Here is a 23,532-nt window from a genome sequence, read left to right on the forward strand (position 1 = left end):
AAAAGGGCTGCAGAACGATGTTCTGAAGCCCTCGGTCTTGCTGGATTAGTCTGCGCTTTGAGGTGCTAATTCCTCTGTATCAGGAACTTTACCTTCAGCTGACGCGAGCCTTACGCACGCCTTCGGACAGCGCTGAGCACAGGCCTAACACACCGTCGATGGCTTGCGCAGGAGTGGTCGCGTTGGCGATGTGATCGATCAGCGCCGAGCCCACCACCACACCATCAGCCAGACGCGCGATGGCCGCCGCTTGCTCCGGCGTACGGATGCCGAAACCAATGCTGATTGGCAGATCGGTGTGGCGACGCAGACGGGTCACCGCCTCTTCGACGTGCTCCAGCGTTGCAGCGCCAGCACCGGTCACACCGGCCACCGACACGTAGTAAACAAAACCGGAGCTGCCATTGAGCACTCGCGGCAGACGCGCATCGTCAGTGGTCGGCGTGGTCAGACGGATAAAGTCCAGACCGGCAGCCTGCGCCGGGTCGCAGAGTTCTGCGTTGTGCTCAGGCGGCATGTCGACCACGATCAGGCCATCGACGCCGGCCTCTTTCGCATCAGCGATGAAGCGCTCAACGCCATACATGTGGATCGGGTTGAAGTAACCCATCAGCACCAGCGGCGTGTCGCTGTTGCCTTCGCGGAATTCGCGAACCATTTGCAGGGTTTTCACCAGGTTCTGTTTGGCGCCCAAGGCACGGATGTTCGCCAACTGGATCGCCGGGCCGTCGGCCATCGGGTCGGTGAACGGCATGCCCAACTCGATCACGTCGGCGCCGGCACCCGGCAAACCTTTGAGGATCGCCAGCGAAGTGTCGTAGTCCGGATCACCGGCGGTGACGAAGGTCACCAGCGCGGCGCGGTTCTGTTCTTTGAGGTCGGCAAAACGGGTTTGCAGGCGGCTCATCAGTGTTTCTCCTGCTTTGACTGTTCCATGTGATGCATGACGGTCTGCATGTCTTTGTCGCCACGGCCCGACAGGTTGACCACCATCAGGTGATCCTTCGGCAGCTTCGGTGCGCGTTTGAACACTTCGGCCAAGGCGTGGGCGCTTTCCAGTGCAGGAATAATCCCTTCCAGGCGGCAGCATTTGTGGAACGCATCCAGCGCTTCGTCGTCGGTCACCGAGGTGTACTGAACGCGGCCGATGTCATGCAACCACGCGTGTTCCGGGCCGATACCCGGGTAGTCGAGACCGGCGGAAATCGAGTGGGCGTCGATGATCTGGCCATCGTCGTCCTGCAACAGGAAAGTACGGTTGCCGTGCAACACACCCGGAACGCCGCCATTCAGGCTCGCCGCGTGCTTGCCGGTTTCGATGCCGTAACCGGCGGCTTCAACCCCGATGATCTCAACGCTCTTGTCGTCGAGGAACGGGTGGAACAGGCCCATCGCGTTGGAACCACCACCGATGCACGCCACCAGGCTGTCCGGCAGACGACCTTCCTGCGCTTGCAACTGATCGCGGGTTTCCTTGCCGATCACGGCCTGGAAGTCGCGAACCATCGCTGGGTATGGATGCGGGCCGGCCACGGTGCCGATCAGGTAGAAGGTGTTGTCGACGTTGGTCACCCAGTCACGCAAGGCTTCGTTCATCGCGTCTTTCAGGGTGCCAGTGCCGGCAACAACCGGAATCACTTCAGCGCCCAGCAGTTTCATGCGGAAGACGTTGGCCTGCTGACGTTCGATGTCAGTGGTGCCCATGTAGATCACGCAATCCAGACCGAAACGTGCGGCGACGGTGGCAGTGGCCACGCCGTGCATGCCAGCGCCGGTCTCAGCGATGATGCGTTTCTTGCCCATGCGCCGCGCCAGCAGAATCTGGCCGATGCAGTTGTTGATCTTGTGCGCGCCGGTGTGGTTCAGCTCTTCGCGCTTGAGATAAATCTTCGCGCCGCCGCAGAATTCAGTGAGGCGCTCAGCGAAATACAGAGGGCTCGGACGTCCGACGTAGTCACGCTGGAAGTAGGCCAATTCTTCTTTGAATGCCGGATCTTCCTTGGCCGCTTCGTATTCGCGGGCCAGATCGAGGATCAACGGCATCAGGGTTTCCGCCACGTAGCGGCCACCGAACGAGCCGAACAGGCCGTTATCGTCCGGGCCGTTACGCAGATCAGAGGTGTTCGAAGTCTGGGTCATGAGTCGCTCCAGGTGAATTCGGGTCAAAAGACAATGACGACCACTCTACCCCTGACCTACTACGCTGAAAACCGATAAGATCGCCACAACCTGTCAGGAAAACTCACAGATACCATGAGCCACGATCTTCCCCCGCTGAACGCCCTGCGCGCGTTTGAAGCCACCGCCCGTCTGAACAGTGTCAGTCAGGCCGCCGAGCAGCTACACGTTACTCACGGTGCGGTCAGTCGTCAGCTCAAAGTGCTCGAAGAACACTTGGGCGTCAGCTTGTTCGTCAAGGATGGTCGCGGCTTGAAACTCACAGATGCCGGCATGCGTTTGCGTGATGCCAGTGGCGAAGCTTTTGATCGGCTGCGCAGTGTTTGCGCCGAATTGACGCAAAGCACCGCCGATGCGCCGTTTGTACTCGGCTGTTCTGGAAGCTTGCTGGCGCGCTGGTTTATTCCACGTTTGGGGCGATTGAATGCTGATCTGCCGGATTTGCGCCTGCATCTGTCGGCGGGTGAAGGCGATCTCGATCCACGACGTCCGGGGCTGGATGCTTTGCTGCTGTTCGCCGAGCCGCCATGGCCGGCAGACATGCAGGTTTACGAACTAGCTGCAGAACGCATCGGCCCGGTGATGAGCCCCCTATTCAGCGGCTATCGGCGCCTGCAAGCCGCGCCAGCCTCGGCACTGCTCAATGAACCGCTGCTGCACACTACCTCGCGCCCACAAGCGTGGCCAAGCTGGGCACAGCAAAGCGACCTCGACGCAAAAGCGTTGAAGCTCGGGCAAGGTTTTGAGCATTTGTATTATTTACTGGAAGCCGCAGTGGCCGGTCTCGGTGTCGCCATCGCGCCGGAGCCGCTGGTGACGGAAGATTTGAAGGCCGGTCGCCTGGTTGCGCCGTGGGGCTTCAGTGAAACCCCGGCGCAACTGGCGTTGTGGCTACCCAAGCGCGCCGCAGACGGACGCGCTCGGCAACTGGCGCAATGGCTCAAGAACGAGCTGCGCCAGAGCGATCACTCGCCGCGCTTGAACAGCAAGTAAGCGGCCAGCAGACCGATCGCACCGACCGCGACACCGGCGGTCGTCCACGGATGTTCCTGCGCGTAATCGCGGGTGGCGATCCCGGTTTCGCGGGTTTTCACTTTGACTTCTTCATAGGCATCGCTGAGCAGGTGACGCGAATGTTTCAGCGCGCTTTCGGCATTGCTTTTCAGCGCCTTGAGGGTCTTGCGCGACTCGTCCGAAGCGTCGTCCTTCAGGCTTTCCAACGACTTGAGCAGACTCTCGATCTCGGCTTCCATGCTTTGCAACGAGGCTTTACGTAAAGAGGTGTTGGCCATGGTGGCTCTCCTGCATTGGTGATGAGTGGCGTGTGTTGGTTGGGACTTCAGCGGTTCGAGAAAGTGCAGAAAATCTGAACTTCGCCTGCTCAGCGCCGCCGAAATCAACAGTGCAGATTCACTGCTAGTCTCAATCCCACACGCCAAGGAGTTCGTTATGAGTGACCATCACACGTACAAGAAAGTCGAGCTGGTCGGTTCGTCGACCACCAGCATCGAAGACGCTATCAACAACGCAATTGCCGAAGCCAACAAGACCATTCGCAACCTGGAATGGTTTGAAGTCACCGAAACCCGTGGTCATATCGAAAACGGTAAGGCTGCGCACTTTCAGGTGACGCTGAAAGTCGGCTTCAAGATTGCCAGCAGCTGAGTTTGGTCTAGTCTTCTGAACTTGCGCGCTGGCCGAGTGCCATAGGAATGGCAAAGCGCTATAGGGTGAGCGCATCGGGTGGATGACCCGATGCCCGCCTCTTTCAATCCGACCAGGGAGTGCGACCGATGAAGAAGTTTATGTTGGCGGTAGGTTTGTTGAGCCTTGCGGGTGGTGCGTTTGCTGCCGGTAAGCCATGTGAAGAGCTGAAAAGCGAGATTGCGGCGAAGATTGATGCCAAAGGTGCTTCCGGGTATTCGCTGGAGATTGTCGACAAGGGCGCAGATGCTGGCGCTAAAGTTGTTGGCACCTGCGAAGGTGGTACCAAGGAAATCGTCTACAAGCGCGGTTGATTGCGTGTGAAATACAAAAGCCGACGTGAATGCGTCGGCTTTTTTGTGGGCAACGGTTTTCCAATGTGGGAGCGGGCTTGCTCGCGAAGGGGGCGTGTCAGTCGACATTTTTTGTGCCTGACACGCCGCCTTCGCGAGCAAGCCCGCTCCCACAAGGGATCTAAGCAGAAACGTCAGCCCTTCATCACCTGCGCCAGCAGTTCGTACGAATGCACGCGATCAGCATGCTCATACAAATCGCTGGTAAAAATCAGCTCATCCGCCTGCGTCTGCTCAATCAGCACTTCCAGCTTCGCGCGGATCTTCTGCGGGCCACCCACCATCGCCAGCCCAAGGAAATCACCCACCGCCTCACGCTCATGCGGCAACCACAGGCCATCCATGGTTTTCACCGGCGGACGCTGCACCAGACTTTGCCCGCGCATCAGCGCCAGAATGCGCTGGTACACCGACGTCGCCAGATAATCCGCCTGCTCATCGGTATCTGCGGCCACCAATGGCACCCCGAGCATCACGTACGGCTTGTCGAGCACTGCCGACGGTTTGAAGTGATTGCGATAAACGCGGATCGCCTCATGCATGAAGCGCGGGGCGAAGTGCGAGGCGAAGGCGTACGGCAAACCGCGTTCACCGGCCAGTTGTGCACTGAACAGACTGGAACCGAGCAACCAGATCGGCACATTGGTGCCCGTGCCCGGCATCGCGATCACCCGTTGATCCGGGGTGCGCGGGCCGAGGAAGCGCGCCAGTTCGGCGACATCTTCGGGGAAATCATCAGAGCTGCCTGAACGCTCGCGGCGCAGCGCACGCGCGGTCATCTGATCGGAACCAGGCGCACGGCCCAGACCCAGATCAATCCGTCCCGGGTACAGGCTTTCCAGGGTGCCGAACTGCTCGGCGATCACCAGCGGCGCATGGTTGGGCAGCATCACGCCGCCGGAGCCGACGCGAATGGTCGACGTACCGCCGGCCAGATAGCCGAGCAGCACCGAGGTCGCCGAGCTGGCGATGCCGTCCATGTTGTGGTGTTCCGCCACCCAAAACCTTGTGTAGCCGAATTTCTCGACGTGCTGCGCCAGATCCAGCGAATTGCGCAGCGCTTGCGCCGGGCTGCCGCTTTCGCGCACTGGCACCAGATCGAGGGTGGAAAATTTTACGTCGGACAGTTGTTTCATAAACCTGCGTCTCCGAGTGAGGCGGCAGGTTTTTCTTAGCGAACGAAATCCTGCCAAATCGATAAGCGTGTTTCATGCAATGAGGGCATATACCCGAGTTTCAATAGCAGCGAAGATATTTCCTACTAAAAAAGTCAACGATTCAGACGGGCTGAACTTTGTTCCGACGTCTATCCTCAGAAGCCTTGCAAGCAAAAACCACGACGACGCGGCGTTTCCGCGTCAGATCTTGAGGAGGCAGACATGGCTATCGTGAAGAAAGCATCCGCACATTGGGCAGGCGATCTGAAAACCGGCATCGGCTCGATCTCCACCGAAACCGGTGTCCTCAGAGAAGCACCCTACGGCTTCAAGGCCCGCTTCGAGGGCGGCAAGGGCACCAACCCGGAAGAACTGATCGGCGCTGCACATGCCGGTTGTTTCTCCATGGCGTTCTCGATGATTCTCGGCGATGCGGGCCTGACGGCTGACAGCATCGATACTCAGGCTGAAGTGACCCTTGATCAAGTGGACGGCGGGTTTGCGATCACTGCGGTGAAGCTGATTCTCAAAGCGAAAATCCCTGGGGCGACCCAAGCGCAGTTTGATGAACTGAGCAAAAAGGCCAAGGAAGGGTGCCCGGTGTCGAAAGTGCTGAATGCGCAGATCAGCCTTGAGGCGACGTTGGTCAGCTGATTCGGAGTTAGCAGGTCTGACGCTATCGCGAGCAAGCTCGCTCCCACATTGGAATGCATTTCAAATGTGGGAGCGAGCCTGCTTGCGAAGGCCATTCACAAAACACCGCAGCACCTGGATCAGACTGCACATCTTGTGCGCAAAGTCAGAACTCGCTTCACCAAAATATGGTCGAATACGTGACAGCAGCTTCAGCGCACGCCCGTGCGCGCTGCCTCAGGGAGCTTCACTCATGAAACGTATTGGCTTGGCCATCCTCTGCAGTGCATTGGCCACTTCGGTTGTTGCGGCACCGAAAGACTGCGAAGAACTGAGAAAAGAAATCGAGATCAAGATCCAGGCCAAAGCCGTGCCCTCGTACACGCTGGAAATTGTCAGCAAGGAAGAGGCGGCCAAGCACGATATCGCCATGGTGGTGGGTTCGTGTGAGAACGGCACCAAAGCGATCATCTATCAGAAGAACGACTCCTGATAACGCTTACGGCACGCAGTTGATCTGCCGTTCTTCGGCAACGATCTGCCCCTGACGATTGATCAACCGGGCGCTTGGCGTGAAGGCCAGCGACCGTGCTTCGAGCCGGTAACGTTGCCCGGCTTCGAAGTGGTCATAGGGTACGGTCATGTAACACAGGCGTTCCTGCGGATCGGTATCCATGCCCTGACCGCCGCCGAAAATCTCGAAATCGAAACGCACCGTCAGTTCATGGCTGCCCGGCGTGACCTGGAAAAAACGCCCGTCGCGTAGACGCTGGTTATCCAGGCGTTCAGCCATCAACACTTTGCCGCCGGGTGTCGGCATCGAAAAGTCGACCCAGGCCATTTGCGGATCGACCGCTGGCAGCGGGCTCTGACAGCCGGCAAGCACACTTCCTACCAGCAACAACGTCAACCTGCGCATGATCAATGTCCTTTGATGTGGACAGCCAGCATACCGCCGATCAGGTCTTCTGGCAGCCCGCCGGTGTGCCCTGCCCGACGACTTTGCGCTGCTCGTCATAAAGTTTGGCCCATGGCCGGAAACCGATACTGCCCGCCTGCAACTGATAGCGTTGGCCGGCGTTGAAATCCTTGAATTTCACGTTCAACTGGCAATCGCGCCACAGCGGTTCAGCGTCGGGGCCGATGTTGCTGGCATCGACCGGAAACTGATAGCGCACCTTCAGCTCATGGCTGCCGGGCTCAACTTCAAAATAGCGTTTATCAATCGCGGCCTGGCTGTCGACCTTCAGCGCTTGCAGGGTCGTGTCCTGTTGCCGGGCATCGAGATCGATCCAGGCTTGTGAAGGGTCAGGGTCGGGCATTCCGAAATTGGCACAACCGGCCAGCGTCAGCAAGCCTCCCGTCAGCATCAACATGCGCATAGCGGTGCTCCTTAAGGCGGGATAGTCTTGCGAGCAGACTTTCCGGGGGGATTTCTTATTGTGATCAGGCCGTTTGCAAGCCATGGGTTACTTGATCGCGTTTTTCGGATTTTGTTTCCGGGTGTGATGTTTTTGTTGCTCAACGGTTGCGCCAGCGTCAGCTATTACAGCCAGTTAGCCAGCGGTCAGCTGCAACTGCTGCGGGCGCGCGAGCCAGTGGCCGAGGTGATTGCCGACCCGGGCCGCGATGCGAAGTTGCGCGCACACCTGAGCCAATCGCAAAAGGCTCGTGCCTTCGCCAGCGAACATCTGCACTTGCCCGACAACCAAAGCTATCGCCTGTACGCCGACATTGGCCGGCCGTTCGTGGTGTGGAATGTGTTCGCCACTCAGGAGTTTTCCCTGACGCCGCAGAACCATTGCTTTCCGATTGCCGGGTGTGTGGCTTATCGCGGCTATTACAGCCAAGGCGCGGCACGGGGCGAGGCGGCGATCCAGCGGTTGCAGGGCATGGACGTGTCGATTGGCGGCGTCGAGGCCTACTCGACGCTGGGTTGGTTCAACGATCCGATCATCAACACGATGATGGGCTGGGGCGACGAACGCCTGGCCACGCTGATCTTTCATGAACTGGCGCATCAGCGCTTTTATGTGAAAGACGACACCGAGTTCAACGAGTCTTTCGCCACGTTCGTCGAACAGGAAGGCACGCGGCAATGGCGCGCGTTTCGCGGGTTGCCGGCGGATACCGACTCGCGGTTGCAGCAGCGGGATCAATTCATTGAGCTGGTGCTGGATGTGCGATCACGGCTGGAGAAGCTGTACGCACAGCCATTGCCGGCTGAGCAAATGCGCGAACGTAAAGCGGCTGAGTTCGAACAGTTTCGTCGGGATTATCGTGTGATGCGCGATAGCCAGTGGGTTGGGGATAAACGCTATGACGCCTGGGTGAACGCGCCACTGAACAATGCGCGGTTGTTGCCGTTTGGACTGTACGACCAGTGGGTGCCGGCGTTTTCGGCGTTGTTCAAACAGGTCGGGGGAGATTGGCTGAGGTTTTATGCCGAGGTTGAGCGGTTGGGTAGGTTGCCGGTGGCGGAGCGTAAGGCGGCGCTCAAGGCATTGGCGCAATCCTGATTTTGCATTGGCTAGGCCGGCCCTTTCGCGAGCAAGCCCGCTCCCACAGGGGGAATGCATTCCAAATGTGGGAAGCGGGCTTGCTCGCGAAGACTGACTGATCAGCGCCGCAGGAATGCCTGATGCAACTCATCCAGCGTTTCAAAGTGATAAGCCGGCGCTTCGGCATTCAGCTCTTCAAAACTGCCAAATCCATAACCGACCGCCGCCGCGTCCAGCCCATTGCTGCGTGCGCCAATCAGGTCGTGCTTACGGTCGCCGATCATCAGCGTATTCGCTGGATCCAGCCCTTCTTCCTTCACCAGATGCGCAATCAGCTCAACCTTATTGGTGCGGGTGCCATCCAGTTCGCTGCCGTAAATCACTTTGAAGTGCCGGGCGAAATCAAAGTGCCGGGCGATCTCGCGGGCGAATATCCACGGTTTCGACGTCGCGATATACAGCTGCCGGCCTTGGCCACTGAGGGTTTCCAGCAACGGCGTAACGCCATCAAACACGCGGTTCTCATACAGACCGGTGACCTTGAAGCGCTCGCGATAGAAATTCACCGCCTCCCACGCTTTAGCTTCATCAAAATCGTAGAACTGCATGAACGCCTGCAACAGCGGCGGGCCGATGAAGTGTTCGAGCTTGGTCAGATCCGGCTCATCGATGCCAAGTTTGGCCAAGGCAAACTGAATGGAACGGGTGATGCCTTCACGCGGGTCGGTGAGGGTGCCATCGAGGTCGAACAGTACGGTTTGGTAATGCATGGGAATTCCTGGGCAGTCGCCAATTCGATTCAGAGTGTGTCGTAGCCTTCGGCCAGATGCAGATCCTTGAGTTTCACGTAATTGGCCGCGCTGTAGGTGAAGAAGGCGCGTTCCTTGTCGCTCAGCGGGCGAATCTGTTTTACCGGGCTACCGACATAAAGGAAGCCACTTTCCAGACGTTTGCCCGGCGGCACCAGACTGCCGGCGCCGATGATCACGTCATCTTCAACCACTGCGCCGTCCATGACGATGCTGCCCATGCCGATCAGCACGCGGCAGCCGACGCTGCAGCCGTGCAGCATGACTTTGTGGGCGATGGTCACGTCGTCGCCGATCAGCAGCGGAAAGCCGTCAGGGTTGAACGGGCCGGCGTGGGTGATGTGCAACACGCAGCCGTCCTGCACACTGGTGCGCGCACCGATGCGGATGCGGTGCATGTCTCCACGGATCACGGTCAGCGGCCAGACCGAGCTGTCTTCGCCAATTTCCACATCGCCGATCACCACCGCCGAGCGGTCGACAAACGCGCCTTTGCTCAGGCTGGGGGTGTGATTCTGGTACTTGCGAACGGACACGATAATTTCTCTCTCTGTCGCCGATAGCTGCGGTGAATGCCGATTGTAATTAAGATGGGGCAATGTTTCCCCAGCCAAGGTGCCAACCGTGAGCGTGAACAACCCTCTGCTGCAGTCCTACGACCTGCCACCGTTCTCCACGATCCGTGCCGAACACGTCCTGCCAGCCATTGAAACCATCCTGGCCGACAACCGCGCCGCCATCGCCGAAATCCTCAAGACTCAGGTTCAGAATCCAACCTGGGCCGGGCTTGTACTGGCGATGGACGAACTCAATGATCGCCTCGGCGCTGCCTGGAGTCCGGTCAGCCACCTTAACGCCGTGTGCAACAGCGCGGAATTGCGTGAAGCCTACGAGTCGTGCCTGCCGGCCTTGAGCGCCTACTCCACCGAGATGGGCCAGAACCGCGAGCTGTTCCAGGCGTTTGAAGCGCTGGCCAACAGCCCGGAAGCCGCCGGTTTCGACGTGGCGCAGAAGACTATTCTGGAACACGCTCTGCGTGACTTCCGTCTGTCGGGTATCGACCTGCCGGAAGCCGAACAGAAACGCTACGCCGAAGTGCAGAGCAAACTGTCCGAGCTGGGCAGCCGCTTCTCCAACCAACTGCTCGACGCCACTCAGGCGTGGACCAAGCACGTCAGCGACGAAGCCGCGCTCGCCGGCCTGACCGATTCGGCCAAGGCGCAAATGGCCGCCGCCGCTCACGCCAAAGGCCTCGACGGCTGGCTGATCACCCTGGAATTCCCGAGCTACTACGCGGTGATGACCTACGCGCAAGACCGTGCGCTGCGTGAAGAAGTCTACGCCGCCTACTGCACTCGCGCCTCGGATCAAGGCCCGAACGCCGGCCAGAACGATAATGGCCCGGTGATGGAAGAGATCCTCGACCTGCGTCAGGAACTGGCCAGGCTGCTGGGTTTCGCCAGCTTCTCCGAACTGAGCCTGGCCACGAAAATGGCTGAATCCAGCGATCAGGTACTGAGCTTCCTGCGCGATCTGGCCAAGCGCAGTAAACCGTTCGCCGCACAAGATCTGCAACAGCTGCGCGCTTACGCCGCCGAACAGGGCTGCGCCGATCTGCAAAGCTGGGACAGCGGTTTCTACGGTGAAAAACTTCGCGAACAACGCTACAGCGTTGCTCAGGAAACCCTGCGCGCCTACTTCCCGATCGATAAAGTCCTGGGCGGTCTGTTCGCCATTGTTCAGCGCCTGTACGGCATCGAAATCGCCGAACAGAAAGGCTTTGACACCTGGCACCCGGACGTTCGCCTGTTCGAGATCAAGGAAAACGGCCAGCACGTCGGCCGCTTCTTCTTCGACCTCTACGCCCGCGCCAACAAGCGTGGCGGTGCATGGATGGACGGCGCCCGCGATCGTCGCCGCACCATCGACGGCGTGCTGCAAAGCCCGGTGGCCAATCTGGTGTGCAACTTCACTCCGGCTGACAGCGGCAAGCCTGCGCTGCTGACCCACGATGAAGTGACTACGCTGTTCCACGAATTCGGTCATGGCCTGCATCACCTGCTGACCCGCGTTGATCACGCCGGTGTTTCCGGGATCAACGGTGTGGCGTGGGACGCGGTCGAGCTGCCAAGTCAGTTCATGGAAAACTGGTGCTGGGAGCCGGAAGGCCTCGCGCTGATTTCCGCTCACTACGAAAGCGGCGAGCCGCTGCCGCAGGATCTGCTGGAAAAAATGCTCGCGGCGAAGAACTTCCAGTCCGGCCTGATGATGGTGCGTCAACTGGAGTTCTCGCTGTTCGACTTCGAACTGCACGCCACCCACGGCGACGGCCGCAGCGTTGCGCAGGTACTCGAAGGTATCCGCGACGAGGTGTCGGTGATGCGTCCGCCAGCCTACAACCGCTTCCCGAACAGCTTCGCGCACATCTTCGCCGGCGGTTACGCGGCGGGTTACTACAGCTACAAGTGGGCTGAAGTGCTGTCGGCGGATGCCTTCTCGAAATTCGAAGAAGACGGCGTACTCAACGCAGAAACCGGTCGCGCCTTCCGCGAAGCGATTCTGGCGCGCGGCGGTTCGCAGGCACCGATGGTGCTGTTCGTCGACTTCCGTGGCCGTGAGCCGTCGATTGACGCACTGTTGCGCCACAGCGGCCTGAGTGAGGACGCGGCAGCATGAGTGAGGGGCCTGTGATTACCAAAAAACGCTTTATCGCCGGGGCGGTCTGCCCGGCGTGCAGCGAGCCGGACAAGTTGATGATGTGGAACGAAGACAGCGTGCCGCACCGCGAATGTGTGGCTTGCGGTTACTCCGACACGCTCAACGAGCAAGGGTTGTCGGTGCCGAAAGAACTGGGCACGCGGGTCAACACCAGCGCTATCAGCAAACCTGCGCCGGACAAAACCGTGCAAGCCGTACAGTTTTTCCCCAACCCGAAGCTGAAGAAAAAGCCTGACGAGCAACACTGACGTGTCACCCACCTTTCACCGTTTTGGCGGTGAAAGGTGGTAACTATGTACCGCCCTTCCCCCGCGCTTCCTGATTAGGCTGGCTCTTTCAGCCATCCTCAAGGAAGACGCCATGCCTGACTCCAATCCGCTATTACAACGCTGGACGCTGCCGCCGTGGTCGAGCGTGCGCGCTGAACATCTGCTGCCTGCGATCACAACGATTGTGGCCAACAACCAACTGATCATTGAACAAGTAATCGCTAGCCAGACCGAGCAGCCGAACTGGGACGATCTGATCCTCGCCGTCGATGAAGCTGATGCCACATTGGCTGAAGCCATGGCGGTGATCGAATACCTTTCGATGGGCAAATCCGCCGATAGCGCGTGGGAAAAAGCCAGCGCGCAGTGCAGCCAGATCGCCGGGCAATACCGGACTGACACGTTGGCGAGCGTGCCGTTGTTCCGTACGTTTCAACGCTTGGAAGACAGTGCGGTCGCCGTTCATTTCGATGCTTCACGCAAAGCGTCACTGGCCAAAATCCTGCGCAGGTTGCGCTTGTCCGGGGTTGAGTTACCGGCGGCGCAACAGGAGAAACTCGCCCGTTTAAATCGCGTCATCGGCCTGCTCGAACAGCTGTTCGCCAGCCAGATCGATCTCGCCAACGCTGCATGGACAAAACACATCACCGACGCCGCGCGGCTCGACGGTCTGAGCCCGCACAGCCAGGCGCAACTGGCACTCAAGGCCAGACAGGCCGGGCTCGACGGCTGGCTACTCACGCTGGATCAAAACACCTGCCACCAAATCATGACGTATGCGCGCGACCGCACTTTGCGCGAGGAATATTTCATTGCCTGGACGACCCGCGCATCCGATCAAGGCCCGCAGGCGGATCAGTTCGATAACGAGCCGGTGCTGAGTTTGCTGCTGATGTTGCGGCATGAGAAAGCCGAAATTCTCGGCTTCGATAACTTCGCGCAACTGCGCCTCAACGATCGGATGGTCACCTCCACCGCACAAGTCAGCGCCTTCCTGCAGCGACAAGTCGCACAAGCCAAACCGCTGATGGAGCAAGAGTCGAAAACGCTGCAGGCGTTCGCCGATCAGCAGGGCTTTGGAACCATTCAGGCCTGGGATCAGGAATTCCTCGCCGAACGGTTACGCGTGCAGCAACTGGACGGCGCGCTGCAAGGCTTGCGGCAGTATTTCCCGCTGGACGCAACCGTGCAGCGGTTATGCCGGTTCAGCGAACATTTGTTCGGCATCACGATTCACGAGCAGCGCACGTTTGATCGCTGGCATGAGCATGTCCGCTTGTATGAAGTCAGCGAACATGGCCAAGTCATCGGGCATATCTACCTCGACCCTTACGCGGGCAAACACGCTGCGGACTATGCCTGGACGGGCACGGTGCGCAATCGGCGAATCGATGCCGAAGGTCGGGCGTCGACGCCGATCGCCGTGCTGTCCAGTAACTTCACCGCCCCCACGCCCGAACACCCGTGCCTGCTGTCGCATCAGGATTTGCGGGTGCTGTTCCATGAATTCGGGCATTGCCTGCAACACGTGCTGACGCGCTCGCCGCATCACAACCTGTCGGGCATTTCCCAGTTCCCACGCGACACCGCAGAATTCGCCGGGCAGTTATTTGAGCAATGGTGTTTGTCGCGAGAATTTATCTTGTGGCTGGCGGCGCATCATCAAACCGGAGAGCGGCTGTCTGAAGCGCGCGTGAACACCGCGCTCACGGCTTTGAGCGCGCAATCCAGTCGAGCAACCGGGATGTTGCTGATGGGCGCTTTGTTCGATTTCGAGTTGCACCACCGCCACAGCGACGGCCGCAGCATTTCGCAGGTGTTCGATGGGGTGCAGCGCCAGTTTGCCGAACTGCAAATGCCGGACTACTGCCGGTTTGCCAACAGCTTCGACTATTTGGTCACCGGTTATGAAGCTTCGGTGTACGCCTATAAATGGTCAGGCGTGCTGGCGACCGAGGCGTTCAAACGCTTCGAGCACGACGGCGTGTTCAACCCGCAAACCGGCCGGGCGTTTCGCGAGGCATTTTTTTCCGGCGACTCGCCGACGTTGCTGAGTGCTCTGGAAAAATTTCTCGGGCGCCCCGTCAGCGCGGAGTTGTTTGAAACCGCGCCCGATCCAACCACTGTTACTTCAAATTGACCGACTGAAACCAGCTCTTCATCGAGCACGTGGCGAACGCGCTGGTGCTGCAATCACCATTGGCCAGCGCGGTGCGCAGCTTGTCAGCATCGGCCTGCATCACGTAGCGCACGCTGTCGCGGAAATGCCCACTCTCGCCGAATCCGCCTTGGGTCATTTCGCTCAGCGCGTCTTCTTTGCTCCAGCCTTGCACAACCACACGGTACATCGCCGCCATCAATCCGGTGCGGTCGGAGCCGTGTTTGCAGTGCAGCAACACTGGGCCGTTGGCTTCGGCAGCTTGAATGGCGCGCAGGGTTTTCAGCACGTCAGCGTCGTCGACGTGGTTGGTGCGGTAAGGCAGTTGCACCTGATTGATGTCGGAGTCCGACAGCCAGTTCTGGTCGGATTCCGGCAAAAAGGTAATCACCGTGGCGACTTTGAGATTTTTCAGCAACGGCACCGCGCCACTATCGGGCAAGGCACTGCGGTAGAGGGTCGGTGACATCTGAAACAGGTTGTATTGCACTTCAACCGGTTGCGCCCATTCAGTCGGGCGAACCGGGGTGGCGGCGTCAGCCGGAGTAGGCATCCACTGCAACAGCGCTACAAGCGATAAACACAAAACAGGAAACAAACGCACTGGGGACATGCTGAGGTGACCGTGTCGGAATTCTTCAGGAATAGGAGCCGCAGCTTCGTCGTTGGGCGGTCAAAGCCCCGTGAGGCGTTTGTCAAAGAAACGTGAATCCGCGTTGTTTCATCGATTTCATCCAAGAAATCCGGGCTTTTTTTCACTGAATCGGTTCATCCCGATGCTTAGCCTGCTACCATTTGTCACATGATGTTGCAGACGCTTTCCCTCCTCCGGGTCTTCCACCGGCCACGTCGCGACGAAAAATCCTCAAGCCGTTCGCAGAAACAGCTGACCACCATTGATGCCTGATGAGGTACACCTTCCATGTCTGATCAAGATCGAGACAACCCGCGGCGTGAGTTTTTGCGCAAATCCCTGACCCTGATCCCGGTCGTGACCCTTGCCGGCACCGGCCTGGGCAGCAGCGTCCTGCAAGCCGCGCCTGAAGCGGCGCCTGAAGCGGCGCCCGCTGCACCGGCCGCGCCAGCCGCTCGCGCTGACGCCGAGGTGTATCAACCGAGCTATTTCACCGCCGAAGAATGGGCATTCATCAATGCCGCCGTCGCGCAGTTGATCCCCAACGATGCCCAGGGCCCGGGCGCGCTTGAAGCCGGTGTGCCGGAATACATCGACCGTCAAATGAACACGCCGTACGCCGCCGGTGCCCTTTGGTACATGCAAGGCCCGTTCAATGCCGAAGCTGCGCCGGAAATGGGCTGGCAGAGCAAACTGGTGCCGAAAGAAATCTATCGCCTCGGCATCGCCGCCACGGATCAGTGGGCAAAATCCCTCAACGGTAAAGTATTTGCCGACCAAGACAGCGCTACCCGAGAAGATTTGCTCAAGCAACTCGAAGCCGGCAAGCCGCAGTTCGATGCGGTTCCGGCGAAGATTTTCTTCAACCTGCTGCTGCAAAACACCAAGGAAGGCTTCTTCTGCGACCCGATCCACGGTGGCAATAAAGGCATGGTTGGCTGGACGATGATCGGTTTCCCCGGCGCCCGCGCCGATTTCATGGATTGGGTGGAACGCAATGAGCAGTACCCCTTCCCGGCAGTATCGATTCGCGGCGAGAGGGCGTAAGCATGGCAACGGTATTGAAGAAAGTAGACGCAGTCATCATCGGCTTCGGCTGGACTGGCGCGATCATGGCCAAGGAGCTGACCGAAGCGGATCTCAATGTGCTGGCGCTGGAGCGCGGGCCGATGCAGGACACTTACCCCGACGGCAACTATCCACAGGTGATCGACGAACTCACCTACAGCGTGCGGAAAAAACTCTTTCAGGACATCTCCAAAGAAACCGTCACCATCCGCCACAGCGTCAACGACATCGCCCTGCCGAACCGCCAGTTGGGCGCGTTCCTGCCGGGCAACGGTGTTGGCGGCGCCGGCCTGCACTGGTCGGGCGTGCACTTCCGGGTCGATCCGATCGAGTTGCGCATGCGCAGCCATTACGAAGAGCGCTACGGCAAAAGCTTTATCCCCAAGGACATGACCATCCAGGACTTCGGCGTCAGCTACGAAGAGCTGGAGCCGTTCTTCGATTACGCCGAAAAAGTCTTTGGCACCTCAGGCCAGGCCTGGACGGTGAAAGGCCAACTGGTCGGTCAGGGCAAGGGCGGCAACCCCTACGCGCCGGATCGCTCCAACCCGTTCCCGTTGGAAGCGCAGAAGAATACGGTTTCCGCACAGCTGTTCGGCAAAGCGGCTACAGAAGTCGGTTACAAACCCTACAACCTGCCGTCCGCGAATACGTCGGGGCCTTACACCAACCCTTACGGCGCGCAGATGGGCCCGTGCAACTTCTGCGGTTTTTGCAGCGGCTATGTTTGCTACATGTACTCCAAGGCGTCGCCGAACGTGAACATTTTGCCGGCGCTGAAGCCGCTGCCGAATTTCGAGTTGCGCGCCAACGCTCACGTGCTGCGGATCAACCTCGACAGCACCAAGAGCAAAGCCACCGGCGTCACTTACATCGACGCACAGGGTCGCGAAATGGAGCAACCGGCGGATCTGGTGATCCTCGGCGCGTTCCAGTTGCACAACGTGCGTTTGCTGCTGCTGTCCGGCATCGGCAAACCGTACGACCCGAAGACCGGCGAAGGCGTGGTCGGGCGTAACTTCGCCTACCAGAACATGGCGACCATCAAGGCGTTCTTTGACAAGGACACCCACACCAACAACTTCATCGGCGCTGGCGGCAATGGCGTGGCGCTGGACGACTTCAACGCCGACAACTTCGACCACGGCCCGCACGGCTTCGTCGGCGGCTCGCCGATGTGGGTCAACCAGGCCGGCAGCCGACCGATCGCCGGCACCTCGAACCCGCCGGGCACGCCGGCCTGGGGCAGTGCGTGGAAACGTGCGACCGCCGATTACTACACCCACCAAGTGTCGATGGACGCCCACGGCGCGCATCAGTCCTACCGTGGCAACTACCTCGATCTCGACCCGGTGTACCGCGATGCCTACGGTTTACCGCTGCTGCGCATGACCTTCGACTGGCAGGAAAACGACATCAAGATGAACCGCTTCATGGTCGAGAAAATGGGCAAGGTCGCCGAAGCGATGGGCCCGAAAGCCATTGCGGTGATCGGCAAACAGGTCGGTGATCACTTCAACACCGCCGCGTACCAGACCACCCACCTCAACGGCGGCGCGATCATGGGCACCGACCCGAAGAAGAGCGCGCTGAACCGCTACTTGCAGAGTTGGGACGTACATAACGTCTTCGTTCCGGGCGCCTCGGCGTTCCCGCAAGGCCTGGGCTACAACCCGACCGGACTGGTGGCTGCACTGACCTACTGGTCGGCAAAAGCGATCCGCGAGCAGTACCTGAAAAACCCCGGCCCGCTGGTTCAGGCTTAAGGAGCGATGACCATGAAGAATTTCGTTATCGCGACCCTGGCCCTGCTCGGCAGCGCCTCGATCCATGCGACTGAGGTTGATCAAGCCTTGATCAAACAAGGCGAATACCTCGCCCGCGCCGGTGACTGCGTGGCTTGCCACACGGCCAAGGGCGGCAAGCCGTTCGCCGGTGGTCTGCCGATGGAAACGCCGATCGGCACGATCTACTCGACCAACATCACCCCGGATAAAACCGGCGTCGGTGAATACAGCTTCGAAGACTTCGATCAGGCCGTGCGCCATGGCGTCGCCAAAAACGGCAGTACCTTGTACCCGGCGATGCCGTATCCGTCCTATGCGCGTGTCAGCGAAACCGACATGCAGGCGCTGTACGCGTACTTTATGCACGGCGTAGAACCGGTCGCGCAAGAGAACAAGGCCAGCGACATTCCGTGGCCGTTGAGCATGCGCTGGCCGCTGATGGGCTGGCGCTGGATGTTTGCGCCGAAGGTCGAGGACTACCAAGCAACAAGTATCGACCCGGTGATCGACCGTGGCGCGTATCTGGTTGAGGGCCTCGGCCATTGCGGTGCCTGTCACACGCCACGGGCGCTGACCATGCAGGAAAAATCCTTGAGCGCAGCCGATGGCAGCAACTTCCTCGCCGGCAGTGCGCCGCTGGAAGGCTGGATCGCCAAGAGCCTGCGCGGCGATCACAAGGATGGCCTCGGCGGCTGGAGCGAAGAGCAACTGGTGCAATTCCTCAAAACCGGTCGCAGTGATCGCAGCGCGGTGTTCGGCGGCATGAGCGACGTGGTCACCCACAGCATGCAATACATGACCGACGCCGACCTGACCGCCATCGCTCGCTATCTCAAGTCGCTGCCGGCCAATGATCCTGCCGATCAGCCGCATCAGTACGAAGAGAAAGTCGCCAAAGCCTTGTGGAATGGCGACGACAGCCAGCGCGGTGCTTCGGTGTACATCGACAACTGCGCGGCCTGCCACCGCACTGACGGCCACGGTTATACGCGTGTGTTCCCGGCACTGGCGGGCAATCCGGTGCTGCAATCGGAAGATCCGACCTCGCTGATTCACATCGTGCTCAAGGGCGGCACCCTGCCCGCGACGCACACCGCGCCTTCTACTTTCACCATGCCGGGTTTCGCCTGGCGTTTGTCGGATCAGGAAGTGGCAGACGTGGTGAGTTTTATTCGTGGGAGTTGGGGTAATAAAGGCTCGGCCGTTAATGCCGATGAAGTCGCCAAGTTGCGCAAAGGTGATTTAAGCCAGGCCACCATCGACACTCGTTGATGAGCCGACACTAAAAACCCCTGCTTGAGCAATCAAGCAGGGGGTTTTTTATAAATATGAAAACTATCTTAGTTACGGATTGATGATACTTGCATAGGCTTTTGCGAGCGCCGCCAGTTTGGCTTTGTCTGCATCGCCAATCACACCGTCGCGATCCACATCTTGATTGAGACGCCCGATGGTGAAGGTCTTGCCCCCGTCTTTAGAGGTTGCGGTGACCATGATCGAATCAACCAGCAATTCGCTTTCGGTCGAAGTTTGCGCATCCCACGCCAATTCCTTGCGTGCCAGTTGCATGGAAACCAGTGTATTAGGCTCCGAAGGGCCAGGTTGCATCAGTTGCAGAAAAACACCGCGAGCATTGAAAAACGACATAACTAAATCCTTTTATTTAATAAGTTTTGAACACAACCAAAGACTACAAATTCAAGAACCGAATAACCAGCCGATAGTTGTTTCGCTAGTTTGCAAATAACAACTTACTAATTGTCGGCAATAGCCGAAGCGCAGCATTTCTTGCCGGCCAGCCAAACGGTAGTGGCCAAAAACCGGCGAATGCGATTACTGTATGGATATACAGAAAAAAGGATCCGACTGATGTCCATCGCCCTGCCCCCACGCGGCCGCGGCACCGCGACCAACCCGCACAACCGCTTCGCGCCGAGCCGTTCGGTAGCTGAGGACGATGGCTGGTATCAGGAAGTGCCCGAAACACAGAACACCGAGGTGATGATCGAAACCGCGAAAACCATCATCACTCGTAACACATCGCCCGACCTGCCCTTCGATCGCTCGATCAATCCCTACCGAGGCTGCGAACACGGCTGTATTTATTGCTACGCACGGCCCAGTCACGCCTATTGGGATATGTCGCCGGGACTGGATTTCGAAACTCGGCTGATCGCCAAGACCAACGCCGCGCAAGTGCTGGAAGAACAGTTGAGCAAACGCGGTTATCAATGTGCGCCGATCAATCTGGGCTCCAACACCGATCCGTATCAGCCGATCGAACGCGAACACAAAATCACCCGGCAGATCCTCGAAGTGCTGCTGCGCTACCGGCATCCGGTGACCATCGTCACCAAGGGTTCGCTGATTCTTCGCGATCTCGATCTGCTGACTGAATTGGCGCAGCAGCGGCTGGTGGCGGTGATGATCAGCCTGACCACGCTGGACGATGAACTCAAACGCATTCTCGAACCTCGCGCCGCTGCGCCGAAAGCGCGGTTGCGGGCGATCCGGGTCATGCGCGAAGCAGGAATTCCGGTCGGCGTGTTGTGCTCGCCGATGATTCCGATGATCAACGACAGCGAAATCGAAAACCTGCTCAATGAGGCGCACGCCGCCGATGCGCAAAGTGCCGCTTACATGATGTTGCGCCTGCCGCTGGAAGTGGCGCCGCTGTTCGAAGAATGGCTCGCCGCGCACTACCCGCAACGCGCTACCCATGTGCTGAGCCTGATCCGCCAGAGCCGTGGCGGCGAGCTTTACGACAGCCGTTTCGGTGCCCGCATGCGTGGCGAAGGGCCGTTTGCCGACCTGCTCGCACAACGTTTTGCCAAAGCGATTAAACGGCTTGGCCTCAATCATCGCGAAGGCTATAACCTTGATTGCACAGCCTTCTGTCCGCCGGGTCGCCAGATGTCGTTGATTTAGCGACAATTGACGCTGGGTTGAGGGGTTGGAGTCCTTCCGTCGAAAACTGTCAGTCACGTTTTTTGTGACCTGGAACACACGTTCTAGAGCGTTTGATTCAGTTTGAGTTAAGTTTCGGCGGCTACCTTGTTCATCGAGTGACTGACCGGTCGGGATGACCGGAAAAGTTTAAACAGCCACTGGCTTCATACCGGAATACCGGGGAAGATTCCCTGAATCCGCCTAAGAGGATGAATCATGAGTGATAAGGATAAACAGCCGCTGGCTGCGTCGGCGCCGTCCCCAGAAGCGGAATCTGCCGATGCAGCGCTGCGCCAGATCGTAGATGGCTTTTTGCATTTTCATCATGAGATTTTTCCGCAGCAGGAAGAACTCTTCAAGAAACTCGCCACGGCCCAGGCGCCGAAAGCGATGTTCATCACCTGCGCCGACTCGCGCATCGTCCCCGAGCTGATCACGCACAGCTCGCCCGGCGATCTGTTCGTGACCCGTAACGTCGGCAACGTGGTTCCGCCTTACGGCCAAATGAACGGCGGCGTTTCCACCGCGATCGAATACGCCGTACTGGCACTCGGCGTGCAGCACATCATCATCTGCGGCCACTCCGATTGCGGCGCCATGCGTGCAGTGCTCAACCCGGACAGCCTGGAAAAAATGCCAACGGTCAAAGCCTGGCTGCGCCACGCTGAAGTCGCGAAAACCATGGTGCATGAAAACTGTAACTGCGCCGACGAAAAAGAAAGCATGCCGATCCTCACCGAGGAAAACGTCATCGCCCAACTGCAGCACTTGCGTACCCATCCTTCGGTAGCCTCGCGCATGGCGAACGGTCATCTGTTCATCCATGGCTGGGTTTACGACATCGAAACCAGCGAAATCAAAGCTTACGACGCGGATCAGGGACGCTTCCTGCCGCTCGACGGCAGCCATCCGATTCCGGTGGCGACGCCCAAAGCGCGCTTCTAAATCTTCCAAAACATCTGTGTGGTTTGACGCCGGTCGCTGATTCAGCGACCCGGCCTTGCCATGCCTGAAGAAAACGTCGGGAGAATCGCCATGCGTGCGGCTCAATTGAAAGCGGTGTTGCCACGGGAGCTGCTCGCTTCCGTGGTTGTGTTTCTGGTCGCTCTGCCGCTGTGCATGGGCATTGCGATTGCGTCAGGGTTGCCGCCGGCAAAGGGTTTGATCACCGGGATCATCGGTGGTTTGGTGGTCGGTTGGCTGGCGGGTTCGCCGTTGCAGGTCAGTGGGCCGGCGGCGGGGCTGGCGGTGTTGGTCTTTGAACTGGTGCGCCAGCACGGCATCGAGATGCTCGGGCCGATTCTGCTGCTCGCCGGTTTTCTGCAACTGGTGGCCGGACGCTTGAAGCTCGGTTGCTGGTTCCGGGTGACGGCGCCAGCGGTGGTCTACGGCATGCTCGCCGGGATCGGCGTATTGATCGTGCTCTCACAGGTGCACGTGATGCTCGATGCGTCACCGAAACCTTCCGGGCTGGATAACCTCGCCGCATTCCCGGCGGCGGTGGCGCAGGCCGTGCCGTCGTTCGGCTGGCAGGCGGGGTTGCTCGGGCTGTCGACGATTGCGGTGATGTGGTTGTGGGAAAAATTCCGTCCGCATTCGCTAAGGTTTATTCCCGGGGCGCTGCTTGGCGTGGGTCTGGCGACGGGCGCTAGCCTGATGCTGGCCTTGCAGGTGAAACGCGTTGAGGTGCCGGCGAATCTCGCGGAAGCCATCGACTGGTTGAAGCCGACAGATCTGCTCAGTCTGGCTGATCCGACGTTGTTGATCGCGGCGTTCGCCGTAGCGTTTATTGCCAGCGCCGAAACTCTGTTGTCCGCTGCTGCGGTGGATCGCATGCACAGTGGCGTGCGATCTGATTTCGACCGTGAACTGTCGGCGCAGGGTGTAGGCAATATGCTCTGCGGACTGGTCGGCGCGCTGCCGATGACCGGGGTGATCGTGCGCAGTTCGGCCAACGTCCAGGCCGGGGCGACCACGCGTTATTCGACGATTTTCCATGGCTTGTGGCTGCTGGCGTTCGTGCTGTTGCTGTCGAGTGTGCTGCAAAGCATTCCGGTGGCGAGTCTGGCTGGTGTGCTGGTGTATACCGGTTTCAAACTGGTCGACCTGAAAGCCTTTCGCGGTCTGAGTCGATATGGGCGGATGCCGATGTTTACCTATGCGGCGACGGCGCTGGCGATCATCTTCACCGACCTGCTGACCGGTGTGCTGCTGGGTTTCGGTCTGACGTTGTTGAAGCTGGCGTTCAAGGCGTCGCGCTTGAAGATCAGCCTGATCGATCTGCCGCAGGACGGGGAGATGGAATTGCGCTTGATCGGTGCGGCGACGTTCCTGAAGGTACCGGCGCTGACCCAGGTGCTCAACAGTGTTCCGGCAGGCGTGACGGTGCATGTGCCGCTCAATAATTTGAGCTACATCGACCATTCGTGTCTGGAGTTGCTGGAGGAATGGGGCCGGGCGAATGCGGCGAAGGGGTCGAAGCTGTTGATCGAGTCGCGCGGGTTGAAGCGACGGCTTGAAGGACGGATTCGCACAACAACAGGCATCGGCGCGGCCGGCTAAAAACTCCCTGTTGCGAACACAAAACCTGTGGGAGGGGGCTTGCTCCCGAAAG

General features: G+C 59.1%; 25 protein-coding genes. 15 read left to right on the forward strand and 10 right to left on the reverse strand.

Annotated features, from left to right (window positions below):
• Positions 1 to 94 precede the first annotated feature (94 nt).
• Together trpA and trpB are read right to left on the reverse strand one after the other, a co-directional pair.
• Positions 95 to 907, reverse strand: coding sequence for a tryptophan synthase subunit alpha (gene trpA, locus GVL50_RS12650; protein WP_159813327.1), 813 nt, complete (start codon positions 905 to 907; stop codon positions 95 to 97).
• Positions 907 to 2,139: a tryptophan synthase subunit beta gene (trpB, locus tag GVL50_RS12655; RefSeq protein ID WP_038365117.1), complete on the reverse strand. Its 1,233-nt coding sequence runs from the start codon at positions 2,137 to 2,139 to the stop codon at positions 907 to 909. Before trpB ends, trpA begins: the two co-directional genes overlap by 1 nt.
• A gap of 114 nt (positions 2,140 to 2,253) precedes the next feature.
• On the opposite strand from trpB, the gene GVL50_RS12660 reads away from it, so the two are divergent.
• Positions 2,254 to 3,171, forward strand: coding sequence for a LysR family transcriptional regulator (locus GVL50_RS12660; protein ID WP_159813328.1), 918 nt, complete (start codon positions 2,254 to 2,256; stop codon positions 3,169 to 3,171).
• Here the strand turns inward: GVL50_RS12660 and GVL50_RS12665 are convergent.
• On the reverse strand, positions 3,144 to 3,470 hold the full coding sequence (locus GVL50_RS12665) for a YqjD family protein (protein WP_007911686.1): 327 nt from the start codon (positions 3,468 to 3,470) through the stop codon (positions 3,144 to 3,146). The two genes, GVL50_RS12660 and GVL50_RS12665, sit on opposite strands and share 28 nt — an antisense overlap.
• A gap of 157 nt (positions 3,471 to 3,627) precedes the next feature.
• Between GVL50_RS12665 and GVL50_RS12670 the strand changes: the two genes are divergently transcribed.
• Both GVL50_RS12670 and GVL50_RS12675 read left to right on the forward strand, forming a co-directional pair.
• Positions 3,628 to 3,843 carry a dodecin gene (locus GVL50_RS12670; RefSeq protein ID WP_159813329.1) on the forward strand — a complete coding sequence of 72 codons (216 nt, stop codon included), beginning with the start codon at positions 3,628 to 3,630 and terminating at the stop codon, positions 3,841 to 3,843.
• A 128-nt stretch (positions 3,844 to 3,971) separates the two neighbouring features.
• A complete protein-coding gene (locus GVL50_RS12675) occupies positions 3,972 to 4,196 on the forward strand; it encodes a DUF1161 domain-containing protein (RefSeq protein WP_053116405.1) in 225 nt (74 codons plus the stop codon).
• 173 nt (positions 4,197 to 4,369) lie between these two features.
• Here the strand turns inward: GVL50_RS12675 and GVL50_RS12680 are convergent, their stop codons facing one another.
• On the reverse strand, positions 4,370 to 5,371 hold the full coding sequence (locus GVL50_RS12680) for an LLM class flavin-dependent oxidoreductase (RefSeq protein WP_159813331.1): 1,002 nt from the start codon (positions 5,369 to 5,371) through the stop codon (positions 4,370 to 4,372).
• Between the two features lie 243 nt (positions 5,372 to 5,614).
• Here GVL50_RS12680 and GVL50_RS12685 point away from each other — a divergent pair, with 243 nt between their 5' ends.
• Positions 5,615 to 6,046 carry an OsmC family protein gene (locus tag GVL50_RS12685; protein ID WP_053116403.1) on the forward strand — a complete coding sequence of 144 codons (432 nt, stop codon included), beginning with the start codon at positions 5,615 to 5,617 and terminating at the stop codon, positions 6,044 to 6,046.
• A gap of 232 nt (positions 6,047 to 6,278) precedes the next feature.
• Complete coding sequence (locus GVL50_RS12690) at positions 6,279 to 6,518, forward strand: DUF1161 domain-containing protein (RefSeq protein ID WP_008081158.1); 240 nt, start codon at positions 6,279 to 6,281, stop codon at positions 6,516 to 6,518.
• A 6-nt stretch (positions 6,519 to 6,524) separates the two neighbouring features.
• Here GVL50_RS12690 and GVL50_RS12695 read toward each other — a convergent pair whose 3' ends face one another.
• Both GVL50_RS12695 and GVL50_RS12700 read right to left on the reverse strand, forming a co-directional pair.
• Positions 6,525 to 6,944 carry a hypothetical protein gene (locus GVL50_RS12695; protein ID WP_008081161.1) on the reverse strand — a complete coding sequence of 140 codons (420 nt, stop codon included), beginning with the start codon at positions 6,942 to 6,944 and terminating at the stop codon, positions 6,525 to 6,527.
• Between the two features lie 40 nt (positions 6,945 to 6,984).
• Positions 6,985 to 7,407: a hypothetical protein gene (locus tag GVL50_RS12700; RefSeq protein WP_053116402.1), complete on the reverse strand. Its 423-nt coding sequence runs from the start codon at positions 7,405 to 7,407 to the stop codon at positions 6,985 to 6,987.
• A 60-nt stretch (positions 7,408 to 7,467) separates the two neighbouring features.
• Here GVL50_RS12700 and GVL50_RS12705 point away from each other — a divergent pair, with 60 nt between their 5' ends.
• Positions 7,468 to 8,544 carry an aminopeptidase gene (locus GVL50_RS12705; protein WP_159813333.1) on the forward strand — a complete coding sequence of 359 codons (1,077 nt, stop codon included), beginning with the start codon at positions 7,468 to 7,470 and terminating at the stop codon, positions 8,542 to 8,544.
• Between the two features lie 101 nt (positions 8,545 to 8,645).
• Here GVL50_RS12705 and GVL50_RS12710 read toward each other — a convergent pair whose 3' ends face one another.
• Positions 8,646 to 9,296 (reverse strand): HAD family hydrolase, encoded by a 651-nt coding sequence (locus GVL50_RS12710; protein ID WP_159813335.1) that lies wholly within the window; start codon positions 9,294 to 9,296, stop codon positions 8,646 to 8,648.
• 29 nt (positions 9,297 to 9,325) lie between these two features.
• On the reverse strand, positions 9,326 to 9,871 hold the full coding sequence (locus GVL50_RS12715; protein ID WP_159813337.1) for a gamma carbonic anhydrase family protein: 546 nt from the start codon (positions 9,869 to 9,871) through the stop codon (positions 9,326 to 9,328).
• A gap of 88 nt (positions 9,872 to 9,959) precedes the next feature.
• On the opposite strand from GVL50_RS12715, the gene prlC reads away from it, so the two are divergent.
• From prlC to GVL50_RS12730, 3 genes are all read left to right on the forward strand, one after another.
• Positions 9,960 to 12,011, forward strand: coding sequence for an oligopeptidase A (prlC, locus tag GVL50_RS12720; RefSeq protein WP_159813339.1), 2,052 nt, complete (start codon positions 9,960 to 9,962; stop codon positions 12,009 to 12,011).
• Positions 12,008 to 12,301 carry a YheV family putative zinc ribbon protein gene (locus GVL50_RS12725; RefSeq protein ID WP_053116396.1) on the forward strand — a complete coding sequence of 98 codons (294 nt, stop codon included), beginning with the start codon at positions 12,008 to 12,010 and terminating at the stop codon, positions 12,299 to 12,301. The genes prlC and GVL50_RS12725 overlap by 4 nt, the downstream gene beginning before the upstream one ends.
• 112 nt (positions 12,302 to 12,413) lie before the next feature.
• Positions 12,414 to 14,462, forward strand: a complete 2,049-nt coding sequence (locus GVL50_RS12730; protein WP_159813341.1) for a M3 family metallopeptidase — start codon at positions 12,414 to 12,416, stop codon at positions 14,460 to 14,462.
• Here the strand turns inward: GVL50_RS12730 and GVL50_RS12735 are convergent.
• A complete protein-coding gene (locus tag GVL50_RS12735) occupies positions 14,449 to 15,093 on the reverse strand; it encodes a dual specificity protein phosphatase family protein (RefSeq protein WP_159813343.1) in 645 nt (214 codons plus the stop codon). The two genes, GVL50_RS12730 and GVL50_RS12735, sit on opposite strands and share 14 nt — an antisense overlap.
• A 309-nt stretch (positions 15,094 to 15,402) precedes the next feature.
• Between GVL50_RS12735 and GVL50_RS12740 the strand changes: the two genes are divergently transcribed.
• From GVL50_RS12740 to GVL50_RS12750, 3 genes are read left to right on the forward strand one after another with little or no spacing between them, the layout of a single operon-like run.
• Entirely contained in the window at positions 15,403 to 16,161 is a 759-nt protein-coding gene (locus GVL50_RS12740) for a gluconate 2-dehydrogenase subunit 3 family protein (protein ID WP_159813345.1), read from the forward strand.
• A 2-nt stretch (positions 16,162 to 16,163) separates the two neighbouring features.
• Positions 16,164 to 17,948, forward strand: a complete 1,785-nt coding sequence (locus GVL50_RS12745; protein ID WP_159813347.1) for a GMC family oxidoreductase — start codon at positions 16,164 to 16,166, stop codon at positions 17,946 to 17,948.
• Between the two features lie 12 nt (positions 17,949 to 17,960).
• On the forward strand, positions 17,961 to 19,241 hold the full coding sequence (locus GVL50_RS12750; RefSeq protein ID WP_159813349.1) for a cytochrome c: 1,281 nt from the start codon (positions 17,961 to 17,963) through the stop codon (positions 19,239 to 19,241).
• Positions 19,242 to 19,313: 72 nt separating this feature from the next.
• Here the strand turns inward: GVL50_RS12750 and GVL50_RS12755 are convergent, their stop codons facing one another.
• Positions 19,314 to 19,616 carry a hypothetical protein gene (locus tag GVL50_RS12755; RefSeq protein ID WP_159813351.1) on the reverse strand — a complete coding sequence of 101 codons (303 nt, stop codon included), beginning with the start codon at positions 19,614 to 19,616 and terminating at the stop codon, positions 19,314 to 19,316.
• A 222-nt stretch (positions 19,617 to 19,838) separates the two neighbouring features.
• Between GVL50_RS12755 and GVL50_RS12760 the strand changes: the two genes are divergently transcribed.
• From GVL50_RS12760 to GVL50_RS12770, 3 genes are all read left to right on the forward strand, one after another.
• Positions 19,839 to 20,897, forward strand: a complete 1,059-nt coding sequence (locus tag GVL50_RS12760) for a PA0069 family radical SAM protein (protein WP_159813353.1) — start codon at positions 19,839 to 19,841, stop codon at positions 20,895 to 20,897.
• 237 nt (positions 20,898 to 21,134) lie between these two features.
• Positions 21,135 to 21,863, forward strand: coding sequence for a carbonic anhydrase (locus GVL50_RS12765; protein WP_053116387.1), 729 nt, complete (start codon positions 21,135 to 21,137; stop codon positions 21,861 to 21,863).
• 90 nt (positions 21,864 to 21,953) lie between these two features.
• Complete coding sequence (locus GVL50_RS12770; protein ID WP_159813355.1) at positions 21,954 to 23,480, forward strand: SulP family inorganic anion transporter; 1,527 nt, start codon at positions 21,954 to 21,956, stop codon at positions 23,478 to 23,480.
• The last annotated feature ends 52 nt before the right edge of the window (positions 23,481 to 23,532 follow it).

It is taken from the genome of Pseudomonas sp. 18058, from assembly GCF_902706155.1.
GTDB lineage: Bacteria > Pseudomonadota > Gammaproteobacteria > Pseudomonadales > Pseudomonadaceae > Aquipseudomonas > Aquipseudomonas rustica.